General features: G+C 69.6%; 14 protein-coding genes and 1 pseudogene. 10 read left to right on the forward strand and 5 right to left on the reverse strand.

Annotation, left to right across the window (positions count from 1 at the left end):
• Positions 1-91 precede the first annotated feature (91 nt).
• The 4 genes from ACIA8R_RS33955 to ACIA8R_RS33970 all read right to left on the reverse strand — a co-directional run bounded on the left by ACIA8R_RS33955 (position 92) and on the right by ACIA8R_RS33970 (position 4,691).
• Positions 92-1,138: a 2-oxoacid:ferredoxin oxidoreductase subunit beta gene (locus tag ACIA8R_RS33955; protein ID WP_357692263.1), complete on the reverse strand. Its 1,047-nt coding sequence runs from the start codon at positions 1,136-1,138 to the stop codon at positions 92-94.
• Positions 1,131-2,975, reverse strand: coding sequence for a 2-oxoacid:acceptor oxidoreductase subunit alpha (locus tag ACIA8R_RS33960; RefSeq protein ID WP_364099292.1), 1,845 nt, complete (start codon positions 2,973-2,975; stop codon positions 1,131-1,133). Before ACIA8R_RS33960 ends, ACIA8R_RS33955 begins: the two co-directional genes overlap by 8 nt.
• A 120-nt stretch (positions 2,976-3,095) precedes the next feature.
• Positions 3,096-3,185 carry a putative leader peptide gene (locus ACIA8R_RS33965; protein ID WP_357692259.1) on the reverse strand — a complete coding sequence of 30 codons (90 nt, stop codon included), beginning with the start codon at positions 3,183-3,185 and terminating at the stop codon, positions 3,096-3,098.
• A 33-nt stretch (positions 3,186-3,218) separates the two neighbouring features.
• The gene (locus ACIA8R_RS33970) at positions 3,219-4,691 is read right to left on the reverse strand and encodes a polysaccharide deacetylase family protein (protein WP_364099288.1); all 1,473 of its coding nucleotides are present in this window, start codon (positions 4,689-4,691) and stop codon (positions 3,219-3,221) included.
• Positions 4,692-4,776: 85 nt separating this feature from the next.
• Here ACIA8R_RS33970 and ACIA8R_RS33975 point away from each other — a divergent pair, with 85 nt between their 5' ends.
• From ACIA8R_RS33975 to ACIA8R_RS34000, 6 genes are all read left to right on the forward strand, one after another.
• Positions 4,777-5,148 (forward strand): NADH-quinone oxidoreductase subunit A, encoded by a 372-nt coding sequence (locus ACIA8R_RS33975; RefSeq protein ID WP_397042041.1) that lies wholly within the window; start codon positions 4,777-4,779, stop codon positions 5,146-5,148.
• Between the two features lie 119 nt (positions 5,149-5,267).
• Positions 5,268-6,464 carry a M48 family metallopeptidase gene (locus ACIA8R_RS33980; RefSeq protein ID WP_397042042.1) on the forward strand — a complete coding sequence of 399 codons (1,197 nt, stop codon included), beginning with the start codon at positions 5,268-5,270 and terminating at the stop codon, positions 6,462-6,464.
• 48 nt (positions 6,465-6,512) lie between these two features.
• Positions 6,513-7,028 (forward strand): NADH-quinone oxidoreductase subunit B, encoded by a 516-nt coding sequence (locus tag ACIA8R_RS33985; protein WP_397042232.1) that lies wholly within the window; start codon positions 6,513-6,515, stop codon positions 7,026-7,028.
• Positions 7,025-7,576: an NADH-quinone oxidoreductase subunit C gene (locus ACIA8R_RS33990; RefSeq protein ID WP_397042043.1), complete on the forward strand. Its 552-nt coding sequence runs from the start codon at positions 7,025-7,027 to the stop codon at positions 7,574-7,576. The genes ACIA8R_RS33985 and ACIA8R_RS33990 overlap by 4 nt, the downstream gene beginning before the upstream one ends.
• Entirely contained in the window at positions 7,569-8,510 is a 942-nt protein-coding gene (nuoH, locus tag ACIA8R_RS33995; RefSeq protein ID WP_364099276.1) for an NADH-quinone oxidoreductase subunit NuoH, read from the forward strand. The genes ACIA8R_RS33990 and nuoH overlap by 8 nt, the downstream gene beginning before the upstream one ends.
• Before the next feature lie 94 nt (positions 8,511-8,604).
• Entirely contained in the window at positions 8,605-9,549 is a 945-nt protein-coding gene (locus ACIA8R_RS34000) for a hypothetical protein (RefSeq protein ID WP_397042044.1), read from the forward strand.
• Between the two features lie 122 nt (positions 9,550-9,671).
• Here ACIA8R_RS34000 and ACIA8R_RS34005 read toward each other — a convergent pair whose 3' ends face one another.
• The gene (locus ACIA8R_RS34005; protein ID WP_357692245.1) at positions 9,672-10,865 is read right to left on the reverse strand and encodes a serine/threonine-protein kinase; all 1,194 of its coding nucleotides are present in this window, start codon (positions 10,863-10,865) and stop codon (positions 9,672-9,674) included.
• A gap of 315 nt (positions 10,866-11,180) precedes the next feature.
• On the opposite strand from ACIA8R_RS34005, the gene ACIA8R_RS34010 reads away from it, so the two are divergent.
• From ACIA8R_RS34010 to ACIA8R_RS34025, 4 genes and pseudogenes are all read left to right on the forward strand, one after another.
• The gene (locus ACIA8R_RS34010; RefSeq protein ID WP_397042233.1) at positions 11,181-12,608 is read left to right on the forward strand and encodes a 4Fe-4S binding protein; all 1,428 of its coding nucleotides are present in this window, start codon (positions 11,181-11,183) and stop codon (positions 12,606-12,608) included.
• A complete protein-coding gene (locus ACIA8R_RS34015; RefSeq protein ID WP_397042045.1) occupies positions 12,605-13,165 on the forward strand; it encodes an NADH-quinone oxidoreductase subunit J in 561 nt (186 codons plus the stop codon). Before ACIA8R_RS34010 ends, ACIA8R_RS34015 begins: the two co-directional genes overlap by 4 nt.
• A pseudogene (gene nuoK / locus ACIA8R_RS34020) lies at positions 13,165-13,467 on the forward strand (NADH-quinone oxidoreductase subunit NuoK); the annotation flags it as partial. The gene ACIA8R_RS34015 and the pseudogene nuoK, both read left to right, overlap by 1 nt.
• Positions 13,468-13,592: 125 nt before the next feature.
• Positions 13,593-15,551 carry an NADH-quinone oxidoreductase subunit L gene (locus ACIA8R_RS34025; RefSeq protein ID WP_397042046.1) on the forward strand — a complete coding sequence of 653 codons (1,959 nt, stop codon included), beginning with the start codon at positions 13,593-13,595 and terminating at the stop codon, positions 15,549-15,551.
• Positions 15,552-15,557 lie beyond the last annotated feature (6 nt).

Raw genomic sequence — 15,557 nt, forward strand, 5'->3', positions numbered from 1 at the left:
CCACGACCACCTCCCAATATCGAAGAGGCAGCAAGCCTGGCGGGTTCACCGCTGGAGATCAATTACCCGTCCAAGATTCGGTGACGGGCCACTAGCTGATGCGCCAGGTGTCTCCACCCAAGAGCAGCTCGCTCAGGTCGCCGGGGCCCTTCTGCGCCACGGCCTCCTCCAGCTGGTCGGCCATGAGCACGTCGTAGGCCGGGCGGTCGACCTGGCGGAAGATGCCGATCGGCACGTGCTCGAAGGCCGGCTCGTCGAGCCTGCTGAGGGCGAAGGCCACCGACGGGTCGGGGTTGTGGGCGTCGTGCACGAGGATCTGCTCCTCGCTCACGCCGTCTCTGGCGACGACCTCGATGCCGCCGTTGGCGCCGCGCACGACGGCCTTGGACGAGCTCACGATCGGCTGGCCGTGTTCGAGCCGCAGCGTGATGTCGTCGCGGACCGCCGGGTCCTTGAGCTGCTCGAAGGCGTTGTCGTTGAAGATGTTGCAGTTCTGGTAGATCTCCACCAGCGACGTGCCCTGGTGCGCCGTGGCCTCGCGCAGCACCGACTGCAGGTGCTTGCGGTCGGAGTCGATCGTGCGGGCCACGAACGACGCCTCGGCGCCGATGGCCAGCGAGATCGGGTTGAACGGCTTGTCCAGCGAGCCCATCGGCGTCGACTTGGTGATCTTGCCGACCTCGGAGGTGGGCGAGTACTGGCCCTTGGTCAGACCGTAGATCCTGTTGTTGAACAGCAGGATGTTCAGGTTGACGTTGCGGCGCAGCGCGTGGATCAGGTGGTTGCCGCCGATCGACAGCGCGTCGCCGTCACCCGTGATCACCCACACCGACAGGTCGGGCCGGGAGGCGGCCAGGCCGGTCGCGATCGCGGGCGCGCGGCCGTGGATCGAGTGGAAGCCGTAGGTGTCGAGGTAGTACGGGAAGCGCGAGGAGCAGCCGATGCCGGAGACGAACACGATGTTCTCGCGCCGCAGCCCCAGCTCCGGCAGGAAGCTCTGCACCGCGGCCAGGATCGCGTAGTCACCGCAACCCGGGCACCAGCGCACCTCCTGGTCGGACTTGAAGTCCTTCAGCCCCTGCTTGACGTCCGTCTTGGGAACCAGGCTCAGGCCCTTCCCGTTCACCAGCTCAGTCACTGTCGATCACGTCCTGAATGACTCCGGCCAGCTCCTCGGCCTTGAACGGGAGCCCGCGCACGCGGTTGTAGCTGATCACGTCGACGAGGTAGCGGGCCCGCAGCAGCAGCGCGAGCTGGCCGAGGTTGATCTCGGGCAGCAGCACCTTGTCGTAGCTCTTGAGCACCTCGCCGGTGTTGGCCGGCAGCGGGTTGAGGTGGCGCAGGTGCGTCTGGGCGACCTTGCCGCCGTTGCGCCTGATGCGCCGTACGGCCGCCGCGATCGGCCCGTACGTCGAGCCCCAGCCGACGACCAGGACCTTGGCGTCGCCGTCGGGGTCGTCGACCACGAGGTCGGGCACGTCGATCCCGGCGATCTTGGCGGCCCGGGTGCGGACCATCAGGTCGTGGTTGTCCGGGTCGTAGGAGATGTTGCCGGTGCCGTCGGCCTTCTCGATGCCGCCGATGCGGTGTTCGAGGCCGGCCGTGCCGGGGATGGCCCACGGGCGGGCCAGCGTCTCGGTGTCCCGCTTGAACGGCAGGAACTCGCCGCCCTCGCCGTTGGGCTCGGTCGTGAACTCCTGCGAGATGTCGGGCAGGTCGGCGACTTCGGGCAGGCGCCACGGCTCCGAGCCGTTGGCCAGGTAGCCGTCCGAGAGCAACATGACCGGGGTGCGGTACTTGACCGCGATCCGCGCCGCCTCGACGGCCGCGTCGAAGCAGTCGCTCGGCGAGAGCGGCGCGACGATCGGCACCGGCGACTCGCCGTTGCGGCCGAACATGGCCATCAGCAGGTCGGTCTGCTCGGTCTTGGTCGGCATGCCCGTGCTGGGACCGGCGCGCTGGACGTCAACGATGATCAACGGCAGCTCGGTGGTGACCGCGAGGCCGACCGTCTCCGCCTTCAGCGCCACGCCGGGCCCGGAGGTGGTGGTCACGCCCAGCGCCCCGCCGAACGCCGCCCCCAGCGCCGCGCCGACGCCCGCGATCTCGTCCTCCGCCTGGAAGGTGCGGATGCCGAACCGCTTGTGCTTGGACAGCTCGTGCAGGATGTCGCTGGCCGGCGTGATCGGGTACGAGCCCAGGAACAGCGGCAGCTTCGACTGCACGCTGGCCGCGATCAGCCCGTAGGCCAGGGCCTGGTTCCCCGAGATGTTGCGATAGACGCCGGGAGCCAGCCTGGCGGGCTTGACCTCGTAGGAGACCGAGAACGACTCGGTCGTCTCGCCGTAGTTCCAGCCCGCCTGGAAGGCCGCGATGTTCGCCTTGGCGATGTCGGGCTTCTTGGCGAACTTCTGCTGGAGGAACGAGATCGTCTGCTCGGTCGGCCGGTGGTAGAGCCACGACAGCAGGCCGAGGGCGAACATGTTCTTGGCGCGCTCGGCGTCCTTCTTCGAGATCTCGAAGCCTTCGAGCGCCTTGACCGTCAGCGAGGTCAGCGGCACCGCGTGCACGCGCCACTCGTTCAGGGAGTCGTCCTCCAGCGGGTTGGCCGCGTAGCCGACCTTCTGCAGGTTGCGCTTGGAGAACTCGTCGATGTTGGCGATGATGTCGGCGCCGCGCGGCAGGTCGCCGAGGTTGGCCTTCAGCGCCGCCGGGTTCATCGCCACGAGCACGTTGGGCGCGTCGCCGGGCGTCAGGATGTCGTGGTCGGCGAAGTGGAGCTGGAAGCTCGACACGCCGGGCAGGGTCCCTGCGGGGGCGCGGATCTCGGCGGGGAAGTTGGGGAGCGTCGACAGGTCGTTGCCGAACTCCGCCGTCCCCGCGGTGAAGCGGTCGCCGGTGAGCTGCATGCCGTCGCCGGAGTCGCCGGCGAACCTGATGATCACGCGGTCGAGTTGCTGGACCTGCTTCGTCACAGCTCAGTCCTCCTCGACGCGCCAAGGCGCGGTTGCTTTGGGCGCGTTCTCTGTTTCCATGCTAGATCCTCGGAAGGTCACGCGTTTGCCAGCCGCGAAAGCGGGTAACGCGGTCGGAAGTCAGGTTGAGGCGGGAGAACGACGACACAGCCCTGACGCGAGCCTGCAGAGGTCTACATGCAGGCGTGCGAAGAGGACGGTTCGGGTCACGAGCGCCAATGATACGTCCCCCCAACACGTGTGCTACGTCAGGGGCTGCTTGCGCGACTGCGTGCTCCCCGTCTCGTACAGGCGTCCGGCGCGCATCGCTGCGGAGCCGTACAGCTCTGGAACGGTCACGAAGGTGTAACCCTTCCCGCTGAGTTCTTTCAGGATGCCCGGAATCGCGTCGATCGACTCCGCATTGGTGTCGTGCAGCAGGATGATCGCGCCCGGATGGGCCTTGCGCACGACGCGGTCGGTGATCTCCGACGCCTTGGCGCCGGGCTCGTCCCTGGCGTTGACGTCCCAGCCGACCAGCGACAGTCCCAGGTCGCGGGCGACGTCGCGGACGTCCTTGCTGATCGCGCCGTAGGGCGGACGGGCCAGCGTGGGCTCCTGCCCGATCGCCGCCCTGACGGAGTCGTCGGTACGCCGGAAGGAGTCGGCGATCTTGCTGGTGCCCTGCTTCGACAGGTCCCGGTGGGCCCAGGAGTGGTTGCCGACCAGATGGCCCTCCGCGCTCATCCTGCGCAGCAGGCCCGGCTGCGTGACGGCGTTCGTCCCGACGGTGAAGAACGTGGCCCGCGCCTTGCCGGCGGCCAGCAGGTCGAGCAGTCGCCCGGTCCCCGGCCCTGGCCCGTCGTCGAACGTCAGCGCCACGCACTTGGTCCTGGCGCAGTTCACGCTGCCGGCCCGGTTGCTGGTGGCCTCGGGACTGGCCGTGGGCGTCGTCTCCGGCCCGGCCGGAGGAGCGCTGCGGGCGGCCTCCCGTACGCTCTCCTGCGCCCGGCGTCCCAGCTCGGACAGCAGCGGCGTCACCCGTCCGGCCTGGACGGCCACGGCGACCCGGCCGAGCGAGCACGGCCCGACCTGGCAGTCGTCGAACTCGACCACCAGGTCACCGCCGCGGTTGAAGGCCATGGAGTCGAACTGGTCGGGGTCGGCGCGCACGCCGTCCCGCTCGACCTGCGGCCCGCGTCCCTTGAGCTGCTCCTTGACCAGCACCGTGAGCCGGTCGAGCGCCTGCTGCCCGCCGAGCAGCGCCATGGACCCGGCCGCCTTGCCGGTACGCGGGTCGAACCAGAAGGTGCGGGTGGAGTTGCCCCAGCTCGCGCCCAGGAACTCGCCGGTGCGCAGCCGTACCCCGACGGCCTCGGGGGAGCGGGCGGCGAGCTGCCAGTCCATGTTCAGCTCCGAACGCGGGTAGCCGCCGTTGACGCTCTTGGCGGCCCGGAAGGCGCGCAACTGCCGCTCGGCCTCCGCGCGCAGGACGCGGTTCAGGCTCGGCGCGTCGGTCAGTTCGGGGTAGCTGATGTGCACATATCTACTGTGGTCGTCCTTGTTGGTGATGTTCGCCGTGGACAGGCCGACGACTGTCGCGGGGTCGACGAAGTCGATCGCGGTCGGCTCTGCCGGGACCAGCACGTCCCGCTCGGGCGAGGCGGCGGCCAGCCCGCAGCCCCCGGCCGAGAGGGCCAGCAGAGCGATTCCAGTAAAGAATCGCGTTTGGTGCATGTCTGTCAGGGTATGGGGGCGACTATCCCTTTTGCCCTGTCTTGGGGTTATGGGGTCTGAGGTTTGACTGGGTTACGATCACGTCATGGAGGGCTACTTCGGGTCCTACGTGCTGGTCGCCGTGCTGCTCGCGATCGGCGTCGCCATCGTCGCCGGGGCCCTCACGGTCAACCGGCTCCTGCGGCCCACCAGGCCGACCCCCGAGAAGCTGACCACGTACGAGTGCGGCGTCGACCCGGTCGGCGACGGCTGGGCGCAGTCCCAGATCCGCTACTACGTCTTCGCCTACCTCTACGTCGTCTTCGCCGTCGACGCCGTCTTCCTCTTCCCGTGGGCCACGATCTTCGACGCGCCCGGCTACGGGGTGACGACCCTGGTCGAGATGTTCGTGTTCCTCGGCTTCATCACCCTCGGCATCCTGTACGCCTGGCGCAAACGCGTCCTGTCCTGGACGTAGATCGTTATTCGGGTGTGCTGGTGCGTCGGATGTGGCTTCTGTCACCGTTCTCCGACATGCCGACACAGAGACCGTGTCCCCGATGTGGTGTCTCGATCACACAGGACGGGCGTTTTCCCGTGTGGTGTCCGTCCTGCGGGTGGAACCTGCCCGTACCTGAGGGCAAGCGCTCGATCAGCCAGGCCGTCACGGACCGGCTGACCGCGGGACTGCACGCCGACACCCTCAAGAAGGGCGCCGACGTTCCGGGGACGACGGTCGCGCGGGTGCTCTCGTACGTGATAGCCGCGTCGGTGCATGTGATCGCGGCGGGCGCGCTCGTCGGGGCGGGGTGGGCGGTCGTCACGTGGCCGAACGTCCTCGGCGTGCTGCTCGGCGCGCTCCTGCTGTTCGTCGCCTGGTTGATGCGCCCGCGGCTGGGACGCCTGCCGCGCGGACCGCTCGTGCTCACGAGGGGCGCCGCGCCGCGCCTGTACGACCTGATCGACAGGGTCGGTGCGGAGATCGGTGCGAACCCGGTGGACCTGGTCATCGTCACTCCCGCCTTCAACGGCTCCTTCGGTCAGGTCGGCCTGCGGGGCAGGCGCGTGCTCGAGATCGGCGCCCCGTTATGGGCCTTGCTCCAACCTCAGCAACGGGTGGCGCTGCTCGCGCACGAGCTCAGCCATTCCAGCAACGGCGACAGCCGGCACGCTCGGTTCACCCGCACCGCGCTCGGCGCGCTGGAGTCCGTCCGACGGTCCATGCGCGGAGCCTCACGAGGCGGGGAATACGTGGGGGAGACCATGCCGGAAAGCGTGCTCGGCCCCTTCGCGCTGGCAGTGATCATTCTGATGCGCGTCTCGGGGTTGCTGGTCTGGATGCTGGGCATGCTCCTGCTGTTCGTCACCATGCGCTCCGCCCGCCAGGCCGAGTACGTCGCCGACGAACGCGCCGCCCGTGTCGCCTCCTCCGAGGCCGCCGCCGGGACACTCGACCTCGTCGCGACAGGCGACATCGACGTGAACGAACTGGCCTGGATGTCGGCCGCGCTCGGCCCCTCGGTGTGGGAGAAGCTGCGCGAACGGCAGGCCGCCTTCCCCGACCACGAGCTCGAACGGCGGCGCCGGATCCAGGCCATGGAACAGGCCCGCGTCGATGACTCGCATCCACCGCTCCCGCTGCGCGTGGAGTTCATACGCTCCCTCCACCACGACTGGCCGGTCATCCGGCTGCGGGACAACGAGAACGAGGCCATCGAGGCCGAGCTCGCCCCCCTGTTCGACCGGCTCGTCACCGAGCTCGCCGCCACCAAGAAGCATGATTCCTTTGCCTGACCTGCGATTCGCGCAAGAATGGGCGACATGGCAGCAACGGATCTCCCGATGCCCACCGTCGGACCTGTCTCCAGGCTCGCGCCCAAACCCATGCGGTTCGTGCTCAACTGGGGTCGGCGCTATTCCCTGTGGGTGTTCAACTTCGGGCTGGCCTGCTGCGCCATCGAGTTCATCGCGACCTCCATGAGCAGGCACGACTTCATCCGGTTCGGGGTGATCCCGTTCGCCAACGGCCCCCGTCAGGCCGACCTGATGATCGTCTCCGGCACGGTCACCGACAAGATGGCCCCCGCCGTGAAGCGCCTCTACGAGCAGATGCCCGACCCCAAGTACGTGATCTCGTTCGGCGCCTGCTCCAACACCGGTGGCCCCTACTGGGACTCCTACTGCGTGACCAACGGCGTCGACCAGATCATCCCCGTCGACGTCTACGTGCCCGGTTGCCCGCCCCGCCCCGAGGCCCTGCTCTACGGCATCATGAAGCTCCAGGAGAAGATCGCGGGGGAGAAGCTCAGCGACCGCTACGTCTGGTCCCGCTCCCACGGCGCCGAGGACCAGGCGTGAACGCCGCCGCCGCCGCCGTCGCCGCCCGGTTCGGCGAGCGCGCCGAGCTCAGCGAGTCCTACGGCGAGACCACGATCGACGTCGCCCCCGCCGACTGGATCGAGCTGCTGACCTACGCCCGCGACGACCTCGGCCACGCCTTCTTCGACTGGCTGACCGGCGTGGACGAGCCGCCCGACGCCTTCGTCGTCGTCGCCCACGTCTACAACCTGGACACCCGCGAGCGGCTGCTGCTGCGCACCCGGGTGCCGCGCGCCGACCCGCGCCTGCCGTCCGCCGTCGGCGTCTACCGGGGGGCGAACTGGTACGAACGCGAGACGTACGAGATGTTCGGGGTGATCTTCGAGGAGCACCCCCACCTGGTGCCGCTGCTCCTGCCCGACGGCTTCGAGGGCCACCCGCTGCGCAAGGACTTCGTGCTGGCCGCCCGCGTGGCCAAGCCGTGGCCGGGCGCCAAGGAACCGGGCGAGTCCGGGCACGGCGCCCCGAGCCGCCGCAAGACGCTTCCGCCCGGAGTACCGGCCGATTGGGGTCCGCCTGATGCTTGAAGTGGTGCTGAGCTTCGTCGTCATCCTCGTCGTGTTCCTGGTGCTGCCGCTGATCGTCGGCCAGACCGAGCACAAGGTCATGGCCCACATGCAGTCGAGGCTCGGCCCCATGTACGCGGGCGGCTTCCACGGCTGGGCGCAGCTCATCGCCGACGGCGTGAAGTTCATGCAGAAGGAGGACGTCATCCCGGCCGCGGCCGACCGCCGCATCTTCATGATCGCTCCCGGCGTGGCCCTCGTCCCGTACCTGATCGTGCTGATCGTCATCCCGCTCGACCGCGGGCTGGTCGCCGTCGACCTCGATCTCGGGCTGTTCTTCGTGCTCGCCGTCATGGGCGTCGGCGTGCTCGGCGCGATCATGGCCGGATGGTCGTCGGCCAACAAGTACTCGGTGCTCGGCGGGATGCGGGCGGCGGCCCAGCTCATGTCGTACGAGCTGCCGCTGGTGCTGGCGGCCTCTTCCGTGGCGATGGCGGCGGGCACGCTGTCGATCCCCGGCATCGTCGAGGCGTGGCAGTGGTGGTGGCTGCCCTGGCAGGCGATCGGCGGCGTGGTGTTCTTCGTGGCGGGGCTGGCCGAGCTGCGGCGTCCGCCGTTCGACATGCCGATCGCCGAGTCCGAGATCATCATGGGCCCGATGACCGAGTACACCGGCATGCGTTTCGCCCTGTTCATGCTCTCCGAGTACGTCGGGATCGTCGTCCTGTCCTTCCTGACCACCGTGCTCTTCCTGGGCGGCTGGCACGGGCCGTTCCTGCCGGGCTGGATCTGGACCCTGATCAAGGTCTTCGCGCTGGCGTTCGTGGTGATCTGGCTGCGGGTCACCTATCCCCGGCTGCGTGAGGACCAGCTCCAGAAGCTCGCCTGGGCCGGGCTGGTGCCGCTGGCCCTCGTCCAGCTCGCGCTCACCGGCGTGGTGAAGGTCCTCGTCTGAGGTTCGCGGGGCTTTCTGTTGTGGCGACGGAAACTTTATGTCGTGCTTATCCGTCGTACCCGGCATAGGGGGCCCCAGATGAAGGGGACGACTTGTGAACGCGCAACTCCTGCCCGTCGCGGGTGCGATGAAAGGCGCCCGCTGCCCGAAAGTCAGCCTGACCTCCGACGGCCGAACCTTGACCGTCACCGACGAAGCCAGGGGCCGTTCGACGACCCTGTCACCCGCATCGCTCTACCGTTACGGCTACTCGATCGACGGTTCCGGAAAGAAGTCGCAGGTCCTGACGGGGGTCGCCGCCCTCGACCCCGACGGACTGGTCCTGCTGGACCTCCCCGGCGACTGGCACCCGCCCCACCTGCGGGACTTCGCCGCCAAGGCCGGAATCCCCCTCAGAGACGGCCAGGACGACGGCTCCGAGCGGACCCGCCGGATCCTCGCCGCCCGCGCGCCCGGCTGGGAACGCGTCCGCGGTCTTCCGGTGCCGCGACCGGCCAGATGGAACCTGGCGCTGGGCGTGTGCGCGGGAGTCGCCGGGCTCGGGCTGATGGTGTACCTGGGGGCCATCGGGATGTGGGGGGCCTGGCGCGGCTTCTCGGCCGTCGGGCGGGTCCTGATGGAACTGATCGAGGCCAAATGGCTGCTGGTCGCCTTCAGCCCTGCCCTGCTGGTCGTCCGGCCTGTGCTGGGCGGGGTGCATCGGTGGCAGGCGGGGCGCGGCGTGATCGTGGGGCCGCCGGAAGGGCCGTATCTGCGAATGAAGTCGTCCAGGAGGTTGTCGGTCTATCGCCGGTCGGGGGTCATCGCCGAGCTTCCGGTCGAACGGGGCAGCAGCCTTCTCCGGTACCGCTTCGACGACCTGTCCGGCATCTTCCTCCTCGACCCCGCCGGGAACCCTCTGATCCACCTTCCCGGCCGCTGGGCCCCCGCCGCTCTTCACCGCTTCACCGAACGCCACGGCCTGGGCCTGGCGATGCACCGCATATCCCGAGACGAATACCTGACCCTCACCACCAATTCCCCCCAAGCCATCCCCTGACCCCTCTGCCCGCCCTTCCGAGCCGGGTCGAGCTCCGGCTGTCCGGCCTGCGGGTGGGGAGGGTCCGCCGCTGCCTCTGACCGTCCGTCGGAGGCGCCGGTTCCGTACGGAGGCGTCGGCGTCTAGTGGACGATCGCCACCATCACGTCCGACGCCGACGGCCGTTCCTGGGGGCGCTTGTTCAGGCAAGCCCCCACAATTCCCCGTAAGGCAGGCGGTAACGGCGACAGATCCGGATGAACCGTAAGCACCCGGTTGAAGACCGCAGGCACGGTGTCCTCCCCGAACGCCGGCCGCCCCGTGGCCGCGAACATCATCGTCACCGCCCAGCTGAACACGTCGGACGCGGGCCCCACAGGCTCCCCGGTCAGTTGCTCAGGCGACATGTACGGCGGCGTCCCCACCATCTTCCCGGACGTCATGGTCATCCTGTCGAGCGCGCGGGCGATCCCGAAGTCGATCACCCGCGGCCCGTCGTGCCCGATCAGCACGTTGCTCGGCTTGAAGTCACGATGCACCACTCCGGCCTTGTGGATGGCCGCCAATGCTCCGGCTGTGGATAACGCGAGCCGCGTCAGGCCGTCCTCGTCGCGGGGCCCGTGGCGCCGTACGAGTTGCTCCAGCGACGGCCCTTCCACGTATTCGGAGACGATGTACGCGTGCTGCCCGTTGATGTTCACATCGAGCACCCGGGCTGTGGAAAACGTGGCGACCCGCCGAGCCGCGTCCACCTCCCGCGCGAACCTCGTACGTGCCGTCTCGTCTACCAGATCGTGCAGCACCTTGACCGCCACCCGCACCCCGTTGGGCGCCATGGCGAGGTAGACGGCCCCCTGCCCGCCGCGCCCGAGCTGGTGCAGCACCCGGTAGTGCCCGATCCACTCCGGCTGCCCGGGATGCTGCTGACGGGTGGGGGCCGTGGTGCGCTGATGCACGTCGGTGGGACGGTACTGCGGTACGGGCCCCTGCGCCTGCACGGGCGGCCGGTGGCGCGCCCGCGCCATCGCCGGCACCAGGACGATCGAATGGGCGATCCCGCCGATCCAGCCGACCACGAACCCGAACGAGATCAGGGTGGACATCGGCTCGGGAATGCTGTCGAAGTCGTCGTAAAGGATGATGGCGATGGCGAACGAGCCGATGAGGACCAGGTAGACGCAGGCGCCGATGGCCTGCCAGGTGCTCCGCAGCCAGTATGCCGCGAACCCGATCGTGAACGGGGTCGCCAGCCCGCACGAGATGAGGGCCAGGACGGCCCACCCGATGGCGGCCGCCCACGCCCCACTACTGGGACGGACCGGATGGCTGTACGGCATGGCCGAGAGACTATCGCCATGCAGTCGTTCATATCGGACAGTCACCCAGCCTGTGGATAACTTCCACTGAACCTGTGGATGGCTGTGGAAAAACTGGGGATAACGGTCTTGGCTCATTCACCTCCGCCGCCAAGTACGTCATGATGTTGAACCATGGCGCGGATACCGGGAGTCGGACTGGCAAAAGGGCTGTCCATCACTCTTCGCCACATGCTGCGCAAATCCGTCACCCAGCAGTATCCCGAGGTCAAGCCGGCCCTGCCGCCCCGCAGCCGTGGCGTTATCGCCCTGGTTGAGGAAAATTGCACCTCTTGCATGCTCTGTGCCCGAGAGTGCCCCGACTGGTGCATTTACATCGACTCCCACAAGGAGACGATCCCGGCCCCGGAAGGCGGACGTCCCCGCCAGCGCAACGTGCTCGACCGGTTCGCCATCGACTTCGCCCTGTGCATGTACTGCGGCATCTGCATCGAGGTCTGTCCCTTCGACGCCCTCTTCTGGTCTCCGGAGTTCGAGTACGCCGAGGGTGACATCCGTAACCTTCTGCATGAGAAGGACAAACTGGCGTCCTGGACCCAGACCGTCCCGCCGCCGCCTGCCCACGACCCCGGCGCCGAGCCTCCGAAGGAGCTGACGGCCGCCCCTCGCCGTCCCGCGGCCCGTACCGGGACCGCCCGCCCCGGCGCGCCCGGCCCCGCCGGCGCCGAGGCCCGGCGTGCCGCGCGAGAGCGCGCCGCCGGACCGCGCGAGGCCGCCACGAGCGAAACCGGCACCGGAACGCCGGCGAGCCCTCAGGAAGCGGGCGCCGCCCGTCCGGGGGTCGTAGAGCCGGGGGCGGCGGCCTCCGGCGGGATCGCGGGCGCCGAGCCTGAAGCCGGCGCCGAATCGGCGCTCGGCCCAGACTCCGCCGTAAGCGCAACCCCCAGCACAGAAGCAGCGCCACCTTCCGAACGTGCCGAGGCGGCTCCGTCCCAACAAGGCGGTGACGACACCGGGCGGGCCGACACCGGGCGGGCCGGCGTGACTCCGGCTCCTGGGCGCACGGACGCCGGCCCGTCGGCCGGGGGCGTCGAAAAGCGGGCTCGGCACAGCGCCGACCAGGGGGAGCGGGCGCGCGAGCAGGCCGGTTCCACGGAAGCTCCTGAAGCCGCTCCCGGCGAGGGCCCTGCGGCGACCCCTCCCACTGCGGGCCGCCGCGAGCGTACGCGCAGGCCCATGTCGAACGTGCGAGGCATCCGCCCGCCAGGCGCTCTCCCTCCCAGCCCGCAGCCGGCCGAACCGTCATCCACAGAACCCGCCCCCGAGCAGGGACAGGAGACGAAGGCCCCGGCCCACCCGTCCGAGCCGACGAAGCCCTCATCCGAGACAAGCCCGTCAGACACGACGGAGCCCTCAGACGTGACGAACGGCGAGGTTCCCACCGAACCCCAGGGCGACGCCCCCCGCGCCGACGAGGACGACGACGCTGCCATCTCGGCAGGCGAGGAGCCGAACCGCACGCCCGCCCAGGACCAGGGCCCACAAGCTTCGGAGGAGCCCTCGCCGGGAACGACTTCATCCACAGGCGAGCCGCCCTCGAACAGGTTTTCCACAGCCACGGGTGAACCGTCACCGGAACCCGGGCCGGAGGAGCAGACTTCATCCGCGAGCCCCCGCAGGCGCAGGATGGCGGACCCAAGGTCCATCCGACCGCCGGGGCGGCTCGGCCCTGACGACCCAGAGGAGTCCGAGGAGGAGTCGTGACCGAGGCGGTGCCCTCCTACCTGTCACCCACCGGGCAAGAGATCGTCTTCTTGCTGCTGGGAGCGGTAGCGGTTGGATCGGCGCTGCTCGTCGTCACGACCAGACAACTCGTCCACGCCGCCCTCTGGCTCGTGGTCTCCTTCGGCGCGCTCGCGGGCGGCTACCTGGTGCTGACCGCCGAGTTCGTGGCCTGGGTCCAGGTGTTGATCTACGTGGGCGCGGTGGTGGTCCTGATGCTGTTCGGCATCATGCTCACCCGCGCCCCGATCGGCCGTTCCGCCGACCTCGACAGCGGCAACCGTCCGGTGGCGGCCGTGGTGGCGGTGGCGGCGGCGGCGGTCCTGGTCACGGTCGTGATCGACGGTTTCCGTACGGCGTACACACCGCTGACGCCGGGCCACGGGGCGGCGAAGGAGCTGGGCGCCAGCGTCTTCGCCACGTGGGTGCTGCCGTTCGAGGCGCTGTCCGTGCTGCTGCTCGCCGCATTGATCGGAGCCATCGTGCTGTCCCGTACGGACATTCCCGGCTCGCCGCCCGATGAGACGGGGGGTCACTAGTGCACATCGTCTACCCGGCGGTCGTCTCCGCGCTCCTGTTCTCCGTGGGCGTCTACGGTGTGCTCGCCAGGCGCAACACGATCCTCGTGCTGATGTCGGTCGAGCTGATGCTCAACGCCGTCAACCTCAACCTGGTCGCCTTCGACGTGTGGCTGCGCGACCGCCTGCACAGCGGCCAGGTGCTCACCCTGTTCGTCATCGTCATCGCCGCGGCCGAAGTCGGCCTGGGGCTGGCGATCGTCCTGGCCCTCTACCGCAACCGCCGTACCGTCGACCTCGACCACCTCCGCGACCTGTCCGAGCCCGCCGACGAGCGCCCGGCCCTGCTCTCGAGCACCACCCCGGCCCCTCTCGACAACCGCCAACCCGCCCCGGCCCTCGACGGCGGCCGCGCAGACGACCAGAGCGCCGAGCGAGGAGGCAAGCCGTGACGACGTTCCCGCTGCTGGCCGTACTCCTGCCCGCCATCGCCGCCGCCATCGCCCTGTTGCTCTCCCGCTGGCCGCACCCCCGCACACCGGCCCAGGAACAGCCACCACGCCACACCCCCACCGACAGAGCGCGACTCGCGGCGGCCGAGAAGACCCTCGGCGAACGGGCCAACACCCGGGCCGCGTGGATCGCCATCCTCCCGACCGCCGCCTCGGCCGTCCTGGCCCTGTGGCTGGCCTGGGGGCCGGGCTTCACGTTCCTGGACGGCGGCACACCCTCCGAGCCCGTGGGCCGCGCGTACGGCACGATCGTCACCGGCGGCGTCCCGATCTCGCTGGTCCTCCAGGCCGACGACCTGTCGGCCATCCTCGGCGTCCTCGTGACACTCGTGGCGCTGGCCGTGCAGGTCTACTCGGTCGGCTACCTCAAGGACGACCCCCGCTACCCGTCATACAGCGCGTTCATCAGCCTGTTCACCGCCGCCATGCTCCTGGTGGTCTACGCGGGCGACCTCCTGGTCCTCTACGTGGGCTGGGAGATCATGGGCCTGTGCTCCTACCTTCTCATCGGTCACTGGTGGGAAGACCGGGGCAACTCACGCGCGGCGGTCAAGGCGTTCCTCGTCACCCGGCTCGGCGACGTCGGCTTCCTGTTCGGCATCTTCGTCCTGGGCACGGCGGCAGGCAGCTTCCGTGTCGCCGACGTGCTGGCGAAGGTGCCCGACATGTCCGCGGCCACCCTGACGACGGCCACCATGTTGTTGCTGTGCGGTGTCGCGGGCAAGAGCGCCCAGGTGCCGCTGCACACCTGGCTCCCGGACGCCATGGCCGGCCCGACGCCGATCAGCGCGCTGATCCACGCCGCCACCATGGTCGCCGCCGGCATCTTCATCGTGGCCAGGCTCTTTCCCGCCTTCCTCGCCGCCCGCCCCACGCTCGACGTCCTGGCCGTCATCGCGGCGATCGGCATGCTGGGCGCCGCGCTGGCCGCGTTCGCCCAGAACGACCTGAAACGCGTGCTCGCCTACTCCACGGTCAGCCAGCTCGCCTACATGGCCGGCGGCCTGGCCGCGGGCTCCGACCGGGCGGCCATCTTCCACCTGGTGACGCACGGGGCGTTCAAGGCGCTGCTGTTCCTGTGTGCCGGAGCGGTGATCCACCACGTCGGCTCCAACCTGATGACCCAGATGGGCGGGTTGCGCCGCGAGCTGCCGGTCACGTTCGTGACGATGACGGTGGGTTTCGCCGCTCTGATGGGCCTCCCACCGGCCAGCGGCTTCTTCAGCAAGGACGGCGTCCTGGCGGCCATGGACAACGCGCTGGCCGGCGGAGGCCTGACGGACGCCGCCGCACTGCTCCTGTACGGCTGCGCGCTCGCCACCGTCGCCGTCACCGGCGCGTACGCCACCAGAGCCTGGCTCCGCACGTTCTTCGGGCCGCCGCGAGTGGTGGCGCTCCCCGAGCCCGAGCCCGGGACGGCCCACGTCGTCGACGTCACCGAGGCCCCCAGGACCATGCTCGTGCCCGTCATGCTCCTCACCGTCCCCGCCCTGCTGCTGGGCTTCGCGGTGGAGCCGCACGTGGACCTGGCGGTGGCCGCGATCAGCGTCGTGCTCGCCCTGCTCGGCGCGGGTGTCGTCTACGCCGTCTGGCGCGGCGACCCGCTCACCGATCCGGCACGCCTGCTGGGCCCACTGCGGGCCCCCTGCGAGCACGCGTTCTACGTGGACGGCCTCTACGCCGCGCTGTTCGTCCGCCCGATCATGGCCCTGGCCCGGCTGGTCGTCAGAACGGACGACGTGGTCGTGGACGGCGCCGTCCGCGGATCGGGCCGCACCGTCCGCGGCCTGTCCGGATGGCTGCGCCTGGCCCAGAACGGCAACGTCCAGCTCTATGTCAGCGGCGTCCTCGCCGGGGTGCTCCTGATCGCGGTGGGGGCGGTGATGCTCACATGACGGCCC

Source organism: Nonomuraea sp. NPDC051191, from assembly GCF_044455665.1.
Taxonomy (GTDB): Bacteria; Actinomycetota; Actinomycetes; order Streptosporangiales; family Streptosporangiaceae; genus Nonomuraea.

Excerpts from the sequence above, each read along its gene's own strand:
- ACIA8R_RS33985 (WP_397042232.1), top strand. The coding sequence starts at position 6,513 with ATGCCCACCGTCGGACCTGTCTCCAGGCTCGCGCCCAAACCCATGCGG.
- ACIA8R_RS34005 (WP_357692245.1), bottom strand. The coding sequence starts at position 10,865 with ATGCCGTACAGCCATCCGGTCCGTCCCAGTAGTGGGGCGTGGGCGGCC.
- ACIA8R_RS34010 (WP_397042233.1), top strand. The coding sequence starts at position 11,181 with ATGCTCTGTGCCCGAGAGTGCCCCGACTGGTGCATTTACATCGACTCC.
- nuoH (WP_364099276.1), top strand. The coding sequence starts at position 7,569 with ATGCTTGAAGTGGTGCTGAGCTTCGTCGTCATCCTCGTCGTGTTCCTG.
- ACIA8R_RS33975 (WP_397042041.1), top strand. The coding sequence starts at position 4,777 with ATGGAGGGCTACTTCGGGTCCTACGTGCTGGTCGCCGTGCTGCTCGCG.
- ACIA8R_RS33970 (WP_364099288.1), bottom strand. The coding sequence starts at position 4,691 with ATGCACCAAACGCGATTCTTTACTGGAATCGCTCTGCTGGCCCTCTCG.